The organism is Paenibacillus sp. B46(2026), assembly GCF_056786355.1.
In genome coordinates, this window is the sequence record NZ_CM165907.1 from 2,027,389 (window position 1) to 2,037,497 (window position 10,109).

11 protein-coding genes are annotated in these 10,109 nt (G+C 40.9%); 8 read left to right on the forward strand and 3 right to left on the reverse strand.

Features of this window, described 5'->3' with window-relative positions; translation table 11 throughout:
• Window positions 1–13: 13 nt before the first annotated feature.
• Both AC1S8V_RS09305 and AC1S8V_RS09310 read right to left on the reverse strand, forming a co-directional pair.
• A complete protein-coding gene (locus AC1S8V_RS09305; protein WP_482073377.1) occupies window positions 14–862 on the reverse strand; it encodes a DegV family protein in 849 nt (282 codons plus the stop codon).
• Window positions 863–967: 105 nt separating this feature from the next.
• Window positions 968–1,438: a hypothetical protein gene (locus AC1S8V_RS09310; RefSeq protein ID WP_482073378.1), complete on the reverse strand. Its 471-nt coding sequence runs from the start codon at window positions 1,436–1,438 to the stop codon at window positions 968–970.
• 283 nt (window positions 1,439–1,721) lie between these two features.
• Here AC1S8V_RS09310 and AC1S8V_RS09315 point away from each other — a divergent pair, with 283 nt between their 5' ends.
• Window positions 1,722–2,108: a DUF423 domain-containing protein gene (locus AC1S8V_RS09315; RefSeq protein WP_458126121.1), complete on the forward strand. Its 387-nt coding sequence runs from the start codon at window positions 1,722–1,724 to the stop codon at window positions 2,106–2,108.
• Between the two features lie 154 nt (window positions 2,109–2,262).
• Here AC1S8V_RS09315 and AC1S8V_RS09320 read toward each other — a convergent pair whose 3' ends face one another.
• Window positions 2,263–2,841, reverse strand: a complete 579-nt coding sequence (locus AC1S8V_RS09320; RefSeq protein ID WP_482073379.1) for a hypothetical protein — start codon at window positions 2,839–2,841, stop codon at window positions 2,263–2,265.
• Between the two features lie 267 nt (window positions 2,842–3,108).
• Here AC1S8V_RS09320 and AC1S8V_RS09325 point away from each other — a divergent pair, with 267 nt between their 5' ends.
• The 7 genes from AC1S8V_RS09325 (at window position 3,109) to AC1S8V_RS09355 (ending at window position 10,069) form a co-directional block, all read left to right on the forward strand.
• The gene (locus tag AC1S8V_RS09325; protein WP_482073380.1) at window positions 3,109–5,844 is read left to right on the forward strand and encodes a hypothetical protein; all 2,736 of its coding nucleotides are present in this window, start codon (window positions 3,109–3,111) and stop codon (window positions 5,842–5,844) included.
• Entirely contained in the window at window positions 5,825–6,595 is a 771-nt protein-coding gene (locus AC1S8V_RS09330; protein ID WP_482073381.1) for a hypothetical protein, read from the forward strand. Before AC1S8V_RS09325 ends, AC1S8V_RS09330 begins: the two co-directional genes overlap by 20 nt.
• Before the next feature lie 299 nt (window positions 6,596–6,894).
• Window positions 6,895–7,377, forward strand: a complete 483-nt coding sequence (locus tag AC1S8V_RS09335) for a hypothetical protein (protein ID WP_482073382.1) — start codon at window positions 6,895–6,897, stop codon at window positions 7,375–7,377.
• Window positions 7,377–8,093, forward strand: coding sequence for a hypothetical protein (locus AC1S8V_RS09340; RefSeq protein WP_482073383.1), 717 nt, complete (start codon window positions 7,377–7,379; stop codon window positions 8,091–8,093). Before AC1S8V_RS09335 ends, AC1S8V_RS09340 begins: the two co-directional genes overlap by 1 nt.
• 55 nt (window positions 8,094–8,148) lie before the next feature.
• Window positions 8,149–8,892 carry a hypothetical protein gene (locus tag AC1S8V_RS09345; RefSeq protein ID WP_338593105.1) on the forward strand — a complete coding sequence of 248 codons (744 nt, stop codon included), beginning with the start codon at window positions 8,149–8,151 and terminating at the stop codon, window positions 8,890–8,892.
• A gap of 254 nt (window positions 8,893–9,146) precedes the next feature.
• Complete coding sequence (locus tag AC1S8V_RS09350) at window positions 9,147–9,629, forward strand: hypothetical protein (RefSeq protein WP_482073384.1); 483 nt, start codon at window positions 9,147–9,149, stop codon at window positions 9,627–9,629.
• A 29-nt stretch (window positions 9,630–9,658) separates the two neighbouring features.
• Complete coding sequence (locus AC1S8V_RS09355) at window positions 9,659–10,069, forward strand: hypothetical protein (RefSeq protein WP_482073385.1); 411 nt, start codon at window positions 9,659–9,661, stop codon at window positions 10,067–10,069.
• The last annotated feature ends 40 nt before the right edge of the window (window positions 10,070–10,109 follow it).

A 10,109-nucleotide genomic window follows, 5' to 3' on the forward strand; every position in this document is an offset into this window, starting at 1 on the left:
GTTGTGTGTAATTCTAAAAAACGGTGTTATAGATGATTCCGATGGTTTTGGGACCGCAATGACTGCATACTACACAACCAGCAGTGGTTAGTTCAACTCGGGCACCGGTCTGCTCCTGCAAAGACTTCTGCAAGTCGAGCGCATCCTCTTCTGCCATCGTATGCACAACGATCAGCAGGTCTGGATCAATCTGATCCTTTGCGCTGAGCGTATTATTCAGCATTTGTTCCAGAGCTTTCTCCCGTTTTCCGCGCACTTTATAGGCAGGTGCCATCTTACCATCCGTTACCCGGATGACAGGACGGATCTTGAGCAGACTGCCAATCAGGTTCTGCATGCCCGAACAGCGTCCGCCTTTATGCAGATACTCCAGTGTATCGATGACAAACTCCGTGCGTACATTTGGTTTCATCGCCTCAATCAGGTGTGTAATCTGAGTCAGGTTTTGTCCTTTATCGGCAGCATGTACAGCTTTCATCACCATCAGCGCAATTCCTGATGAGAGATTCTGTGAGTCAATGACAGAAATTCGACCTTCCGGGAACTCGGAACTCGCTAGTCGTGCATTTTGATAGGTAGAGGAAAGTTCAGAAGATAAGCTGATATATAGAATCTCATCCCCTTGATCTATGTAAGGTTGAAATGCCGTCATGAAATCAGCGGGGGAAGGTGCAGCCGTTTTGGGAAGACGCCCATCTTGGCTGACACGCTCATATAGCTGTTCAGGCTTAATCTCAGCACCGTCTTTCAGTGATTCTTCACCGAACACCACATATAAGGGGATGATGCCGATATCGTGCTGCTGGATCCATTCTGGAGCCAGATCACTTGTGCTGTCCGCAAAAATTTTGATTCGTGACATGTCAATCTCCTTTGAAATACAATAATTTTGGCGAAAAATATAGATTATACTTATGTGTAAACCCATTCATTTTATTATAAGGAAACATGACGCTGATGCAAACCGTTACATCAGCGTCATGCCCACCAAAATAAGTCCAACGAATAGCAGAATCATGATTCCATTTAATATGGTTCCGATCATGGCAAAGACTTTCTTTCGATTCTTGAGGACCAGACCAATAATTCCGAGGATGCTTCCGGCCAGATTGAGAATCAGACAGACCAGAATGGCTAATGAAGCTAGAATCACTGCTGGATGCAAGGCGAGTTCTTCTGCCTGCAACGGGGTGAGAACTCCGATTGACTCGTTTATAGCCATGGCGGCAATGAAGAATATCAGAATATAACCTAAGATTGCAAGCAATCCAATGACAAAGCTGGCAATTCCAGGTCCAGAATGTTTTAGTGGAGCCAATGGTTGCCTCTCATAATCCGGTGGATATGGTTCATAGATATTGTTATTGTATTGATCTGCATGGTTAGCATTCTGATCCGTGTTGTTGGAACCTGAATTGTAGGAATTGTGATTATCCATAATTGTAATATCCCTCCCTTAATCATTGTACTGAGTGTTATTAACCTAATCGGTGTGAATTGATTCTCCTTAGAATAGAACGATGGCATACCTGTCTACTTTTCCATAATTATCGATAAAAATCAAGGATTTGCGCCAGTTTTCTACGATATATAGGGCAGGGAAAGGGCAAGTAAGTATAAACAGACATATAACTCTTCGTAGCTCCGAGCCGACTGGTAAAGGTGGAGTGGATTCGCTACAATAAAGGGAGTGAAGAGTTGAATTAAGGGAGAGAACTTACATGCAACGAAGATGGATGATGCTTGGAGCTGTATTAACCATGCTATCTGTGGCAATAGGTGCGTTTGGTGCACACATGCTCAAGGATGCGATTGGACCGGCTGCCATAGCTACATATGAGACGGGTGTGCAGTATCACATGATTCATGCACTTGCTTTGCTCATTATCGGCTTGACGGCGGGTCAGCTTGGGGCATCGACGAAGCTAAAATGGGCAGCGCGTTTGTTGTTTATCGGAATTATCGTGTTCTCGGGCAGCTTGTATGTGCTTAGTATTTCCGGTATCAAGATTCTGGGAGCCATCACACCGATTGGTGGGGTAGCTTTTATTGCCGGCTGGCTGTTACTCGCAGTGGACGTATGGCAGCGAGGTAAGGATCGCTCCTAATTCAGGAAGAGGATCGCCCTGTTTCGAATCGGGACATATGAAAAATAACGTTTATATCGTGATTTTAATCATCAACTCAAAAAAGCAACTTGTGTGAGAATTGTATGTTAAATTCCCACATGAGTTGCTTTTTTGATGGTTTGGATCACATAGGTTACAGAAACTCATCGATTTCATTGGTTCGGAACGTATACACCTGTTTTTCATCGACATGGTAGATACTTACCACACTTGTATCCCGATCAAAATTCAAAATGCGGCATGGAATGCTCTGATGTTTACCGTTCTTGTTATTGACAACAATACGGGTGAGTTTATTCTCTTTAATGAGCGTGTCAATCCACGCATCAAATGAATTTCCATCGGTAACATTGGATGTTTGGGGGGCAGGTTTATTCTCACTAGCTGGTTTTTCTTGCTGGTTCTGTGTTTTAGCTGGAGCAGGTGAGGCAGGTGTCTGTGTTGCAGTTGACGCTTTCTGTGCTGCGTTGGCTTGTGATTTTTTACGTTCGTTGTGAAGTGTGACGAAGGAGTCCTTCTTGGACTGGAGTGTCGCTTCAATAATTTTGCCAAGCTCTATGCCGGATTGAATCCGAAAGTCCGCGATTTGTTCCTCTTTGTTTATGAACTCCAACAGGGACTGCAGTGCCAATGCATTTGAGCGGCTCTTAATAAGTATATCGACATTAAATAAAAAGCCGATTTCCTCTTGATTGGATAAGGTTTCTTTCATTCATCCCAGCCCCGTTAAAAGATATGTCAGCTAAAAAAACGCTTCAATACACTATATCATTAAAATGGTGATAATCATAGTGCTAGAGACGCAGAAATATGCAGAAAAGAGATATACCGAGACCCGGAATGCCCCTTATTTTCTCCCCATAACAAAGCCAATATTCTACCTTTTTCATCCCCTGATCATCCTGTTTACCTGCGTCGGTCGTGCGAGTCTAATCTATAATTTATTTAATCAGGACAGGAAGCAACAGGGGGAATCGGCATGGGCAATGCATATCAGGATCGATTGAGATACGTCTATAAAGTTACATCTTCCAGAATTAGAAAAGCGGATTATAATCTCCGTCTTACCTATCAAGAAGCGACAGTAAATGGAGAATTGGCATCTATTGGAAGCCATCAGGTGTTTCGTTTTATAGATCGTATTCGAGGCTACAAGGAGAGGGAACAAGATCTGGCTAGAGTCAAGCTGGAAATCCAACAATTAAAAGCCTTGAAAACCAATGCTGGGCATAAAAGAACAATGAAGAAATTACATGAAGAACTGAAAAAGCTGAAATTTGTCGATGATTACTTGCTGGTGGTCATTGAAAACAATAAAGAATATGACCGACTGAATTCATCAAAAGCCTTCTCTGTTAACGGCAAAAAATATAAGCGGTTATTGGCTACGACAGGTGGAGCCAAAAGTTCAACGGTCATCTATGTGAGTGAGGATATTCATCCGCTGTTGGAGAAAAGATTGAATAACGGCAGAGATCCCAATAAGGAGCTGGTTCCTGCCAAACTGGAGGCATATAAGGCCCTGGCTTGCAGCACGAGCACACCTGTGTCACATCCCAAACGTGTATTGGTTGTTCAGGATTGTATAACCGAATTTGGCGCAGACATTATTCAGATTGATGATACCGAGACAGATTACCCTCGCATTGAGAGTAGGAAAAATGAGCCTATTCAGATGAATATGAGTGACGGATTTGGTCTTATCTCTCCCGCACTTAGTGAACGATGGGCAACAGAGCTGGGACATGCATATATCCCAAGTGGCTTCTGTATCCGTAATAGCTTCTGTAAAGGTATGGTCTTTACATTTGATTATCACGAATTTGCTGATCGAGTTGCAGGCAAGTATATGGTGGACGATGCCTGGGGGAATCCTGTGGATATTCGAGAGGTAGACCTGATCATCACAACGTCCATGCTCAAACTATGGAGCTCGTACAACAGTATCGACGATTACCTGTTATGTTGCGGTTATTATGGATACACGTTCAGCGTAACGAAGGTTACACCCGAAGAACTGGAGGATGAGCGTCATTTAAACTACCAGTTTATTCAGTCACTCCAATTGGATGATAACGAGATTGGTGAACTTATTCGTCCCACGGTAGACTCGATTAAAGATGTACTAGGTGAAGACTATCGCAAGGCACTGTTATTTCTCAAAGGAATTCACATCCATGAGAACGACTACAGAAATAGTCCAGATGATTATATTAAAGGGCTGATGGTAGACCCACGACTTATAGATGATCCTTTTGTGCGCAACAAAATTCATACCTTAATACGTAAGCGAATGAATGAAGCCAAGATCGGAGTTCTGAGAGTTAAAGGCAATTTCAGCATTATATCTGGCGATCCCTATACATTGTGTCAGAGCATATTTGGCTTGTCTTTAACAGGATTGCTGAATTCAGGTGAGTTTTACTCCAGATATTGGAATGAACGCCATGTGGACCGCGTAGCTTGCTTCAGAGCTCCGATGACTTGTCATAACAATATCAAGGTGCTTCGTTTTCAAAATACAGATGAGATGCAGCATTGGTATCGTTATATGAACACGGTCACGATCTTAAATTCATGGGATACGACGACACATTCTTTAAATGGTGCAGATATGGATAGTGATCAGGTCTTAACTACAGACAACCAAACGATTCTTGGGGCAATTCAGGAGCTTGATGCGATTGTATGTGTACAGAAAACCTCAGCCCAAAAAATTCCGGATGAGAAGGATCTAATCCAGGCTAACAAAGACAGCTTTGGTGATCTTATCGGTTTTACAACGAACAAAATCACGTCGATGTTTGATGTATTAGCCAATTATGAGGAGAATAGTGCAGAATATCAGGAAATGATGTACCGAATTCAATGTGGTCAGCATTATCAACAAAATGCCATTGACCAGGCCAAAGGGATTGAATGTAAAAAAATGCCGAAACACTGGTATGATATTCGCGCTGCGGTAACGGATGAGTCAGCCTTGAAAATGGTAGCACACAAGAAGCCTTATTTTTTCATATACAATGACCCGGAGCAGAAAAAAGAATATACCACCTATGTAGAAAAAACGAGTCAGAAGTGTTTGCAGCTATTTGGCTTAACTGTCGATGAATTAGTTTCGAAGAAGGAGCTATCTCCCGATCAGGAACAGTTCCTGACACAGTATGAACAGAGAATGCCTGTATCCAAGGCACCTTCTGTGATGAACCGGCTATGCCTTCAAGTGGAAGACGAGTTCAACAAGTTAAAGTTAAAACAGACCGCAAGTCCGTTTGATCACACGATATTGATGAGTACCAAGAAATACTCTAAGGCTCGTTATAAAGAGATTCAACGATTATATCAGATGCATAACGAAGAATTACGTAGCTATATGACCAATTTGCGCAAGAGTAAGGTGAGAAAGGAAGAAAGATCAGCCCGATGGCAGTTGTTTGTTTCACGCTTTAAGGAGCAGGCGCTGGAAATCTGCAATAACGAAGAAGATTTGTGCAATATGATTGTGGACATGTGTTATCGAAATGCGGAGAAATCGAAGCAATTTGTATGGGATGTTTCGGGAGATCAGATTATTCGCAATCTATTGCTCAGCAATGATCACATCATCCATTATCCGGTTAGAGCCCCGGACGGCGACATGGAATACGCGGGACAAACCTTTAAAATGACCAAAACGCATGTGAAGGAGCAACGTCTTGAAAATCATTCTGAATGAACGTCATCATGCCGAGCAGGCAATTGCACATGGGGAAATGGATAAGAAGCCAACTAAGACGTTGGCATGTCTGATCAAATATGAATTTGAACAAGGGAAGAGCGAGCATGAAGTTCATATGTCATTAGACCAATTTATGGCTCAACACTACCCAGATTATAATACTGTTCAATGGGATACGTATCTAACACGTGTCATCAGTCAGACCATGAACTGGATAAAAAAGAGAAAAGAAGATCAGAAAAGTACAATGATTGAAATTAATAAAATACCGATAACGGTTGCTGAACTCCAAAAGATCAAAGCATTAAAAAGCATACGACTAGAGAAATTAGCATTTGTAATGCTGGTATATAGTAAAATCAACAACCTTATAAACGAAAATAGTACGTATTGGGTTAATAACGATTTGAAAGAAGTATACAGTGATAGTCAAATGGCAGTTAGTAAAAAGGATCAAGGGCTGTTGGTGTATAAACTGATTCAACAGGGTTATCTCATAGGAAGCAAGCGAGTTGATTCAACAAATGTACAAGTGCAGTTTGCTTGCGAGAATGATAACATTGCTTTTTATTTAGAGCGTTTCGATGATTTTGTATTAGAGTACCTACGATGGAAAGGGGAGAATATTAAGATCTGTACCATCTGTGGAAAACGCATGTTGGCCAAGTCCAATCGAATGAAGTATTGTAAGGACTGCAAAAAAGCTGGATATCATCAAGCGGGCCGTACTTACCTTGCATTTGTCTGAATGAGAAGTTGAAGGAAATCATGGTCATATTGATCATGGTTTCCTTTTTTAATTTCTGGTCTGCGATTCGTTAGAAAATACCTTCTAAGCCTGTCACACCAAGGGTTTCCACGTTTGTTCAAGAGAGTGTTTAGTGATAGTCAAGGTAAAAGACTCCCATGAAGGGACCTTTGCTGTCTATTTAACATTTATGTAGAAGGGGGACGTCAATTGGAAATGAATCCTAGTTGTTCTGCCAAAAGTTATTTTAAGCAGACACAAGTCAGGGCTGCTCCATTACTCAAAAAAGAAGGTGCTGTATGGTTCGATCCACATTCATTCAATTAAGTAGCACGAGAGAAAAGATTATTGATAAATTGCTGACGTCAAAGGATCTGATGAAGGCTGTTGCTTATGATACAGCGGACTATCTAGAACAATCCATTGTAGTTGATCCGAAACAATACATATACAAACGGATTTTCCCGCACCGGTGCATTCCCGGTGAAAATGAAGATGTACTGAAAACTGTAGTTTCTATCTCACTTGAGAATATTCTACCTGTTCAGCATCAGTATAAAGCAGGAATTCTGTGTTTTAATGTATACACTCATCGTCAGCTATGTCAGTCCAATAGTGAGCTGTTACGCACGGATTATATTATCAGTAAAATTGATGAACTTTTCGCCAGGAATCAAGGTTTAGGCTTGGGACGATTGGAGTTTTATAAGATGGATGTTCTGGATATAAACTCTAACTACTATGGGGATAGCATTGCCTATCGCATGCTGGATTTTGCTTGATGAATGTACAGTACATCAAATTAAGAACGCTGGCTAATAAGCCTATCGTATTTCAAGGTCTTAATATTTTTCCCAAGTCACTGGATGCAATCGTTGAAGAAGGGTATGAGAACTTTAATGAAAAGCTAAATCTGGTCAGTCTTAGGATAGAGGATATTTATCCATCCCTTTCACTGAAAGAGTATGATGGTACGTTGATCGAACTACTATTGTACAGCAGGAACGAAAGCTTGGTTGCTACTTATCTGAATGCCTTTCATTATTTTCTTAACGTTGCAATTCAATTCAATTATTCGGATTCATGTATTATGGCTGGTGACATCAGCTTGTCCTATTCGGATCTGGAACATATCGTCAAAATTATTCAGATTCAACATTGTGTAGTGACTAAGCAGGATGATGATTTCAATCCACTCAATGAGCGAGCAAGTGCATTAAGAGAAAAGATGCTTGCACGAAAACGCAGAGTGCGTGAATTAAAAGAAAGTTCATCGTCGGAGGACGCTTTAACTTTTACCGATTTGATATCCATTTTGAGTTCTAACGCCAATGGAATCAACATTCTTAATGTATTTGATCTGAATTTCTTTCAATTCAATGATCAATTTAATCGCATGAAGCTATTAGATGATTATGAAGTTAACATCCAGGCTTTATTGCACGGAGCTGATTCCAAAAGTATCAAGTTAAAACATTGGATTTCTCCATTAAATTAACAAGCAGAGTTACTAATCAAATTAAACTATATAAAACTATCGGAGGTATTTTTTTATGAGCAGATATGGATCACGTGAAATTTTGGATGTAGTATTGAAAGATGTTAAGACTGGTGAACCCGTCGTTTATTTGGAAAGTTTGACGACATCGTCGATGGAGTTTGCTGGACAGACCGTATATGCACGTGGTGGAAAAGGGCATCCGAAGCTAATTGGTTGGGATTCCGAGAAAGATGTAACCATGACAATGGAAGATGCGTTGATCTCCAAAGAATCCCTCGCTGTTCTTACAGGATCTAAATTTGTAAAAGGAACCAAACCCGTGCATAAAAAAGAGGTTCTTGAAGTGAGTAAGACAGGAGAAATCAAACTTAGTCATGCCCCACTTACATCCAAGTTGGCACATTTCTTCAAAACATCAAACGGTTCATCTATGGATGCCAAACTTACTGCCTCTCCTATTACAGGTACTACTGTGACATTTACAGAGTCCACTCTCAATGAGGGAGATAAAGTTATTGCTGATTATTACTACGCAGCGCCAGATACCACGCAAAGTATGACGGTTGCTTCGGATGTGTTCCCAGGGACATACCTTCTTGAAGGTACGACGAATTGGAAGAATGAAGATGGCTTCGACGTAGAGGCTGTGTACACTATTCCTAAACTGAAAGTAATGCCTGGATTCTCGATTGGGATGGCATCAACGGGTGATCCGCAACCATTTACATTTACTTGTGAAGTGCTGAAGGATACTCATTCCAAAGCCATGGTTGTTATCGACGTACTGGAAGACTAAAATTTAGGTGCAAGGATGGGGCTGGACCATAATTGGTTCAGCCTTTTTCTGTGATTATCCCAAGTAGCTTGAGCATTTTACAGAATTATATCACCTCGTCATATGCTTGAAATGTTGCGTGTCTTCATTCATGATCATGCGGCTTTTTCTATGTTTCGCCTGATATCATTAATAATTTGCTCAAGTACAGAGCCGTAATATCAGGGAGTTCTCATTTTAATCGGACCATTAAATCAGAATCAGGAGTGATCATATTGACTACGACAAAAACAAAAAAATTAACAGCGGCAGCTTTAAGTACGCTAGATGCAAAAAACAATCAGCGCAAAACGATTTATGTAACAGACCAACAGTATGAAGTCCAGATTCACACCTTTTTTCGGAAATCGCTAATTGATAATGTGAACACCAATTATTTATCTCTAATCGATCAACTTAGACAGAAAACAGATGTTACAGATCAAGTCATCAAAGATACAGTTGGGTTGTATAACACACTTCTTCTAAAAGAGTTCTCAGATCTTCCGATTCCTAGAAAGCTGGATGTGGAGAAACTCATCAAGGTAACAAACATGTTGCTAGATAACGGAATTATGGAAGAAGTACTAACACAGTTCCCGGATGTGGAACTTAGAAAGCTTGAAGAACAGTTCAAGGCATTGCAAAAGAAAATGGCCGCAATGGTATCCGAGTTGGCTGTGACACGTGCACAACAATCAACGGACGAGACTATTTAACGAAATACATCTATAAAAGGAGAATACTCATGTTAGTGTTTTTGAAAGCAAATCTGGAAAAACACATTGTATTCCTTCACCAGCTCAAGCTGGAAGCCAAGGAAAGTCGTATACGGACTCGGTTTAAAAAAATATTGATTGAACACTATCAGCAGTTTCATGAAGAAATGGAAGAGCTGAAAGAGCAACATATGTTAAAGAATGAAGACGGCAGTTTTGTCATGAGAACTGGCAGTATGGTTCCTCGAGATTCACTAGTACTACAAACAGAGTTGCAGGAGTTACTGGAAGAGCAAGTGATGATCGAGTCCACTGCTGAACGTATGCCAATGTTACAAGCGATGTACCGAATCCTGCAGAGTTGTTCATTGCATTTGGAGGGAGAAACAGCGGATGTCTACGACCAACTGTGTGAACAGTTCGAACAATACGCAGAATAGGGGCAATTCATTGAATTGCTTCTTTTTGTTATAAGAGGAG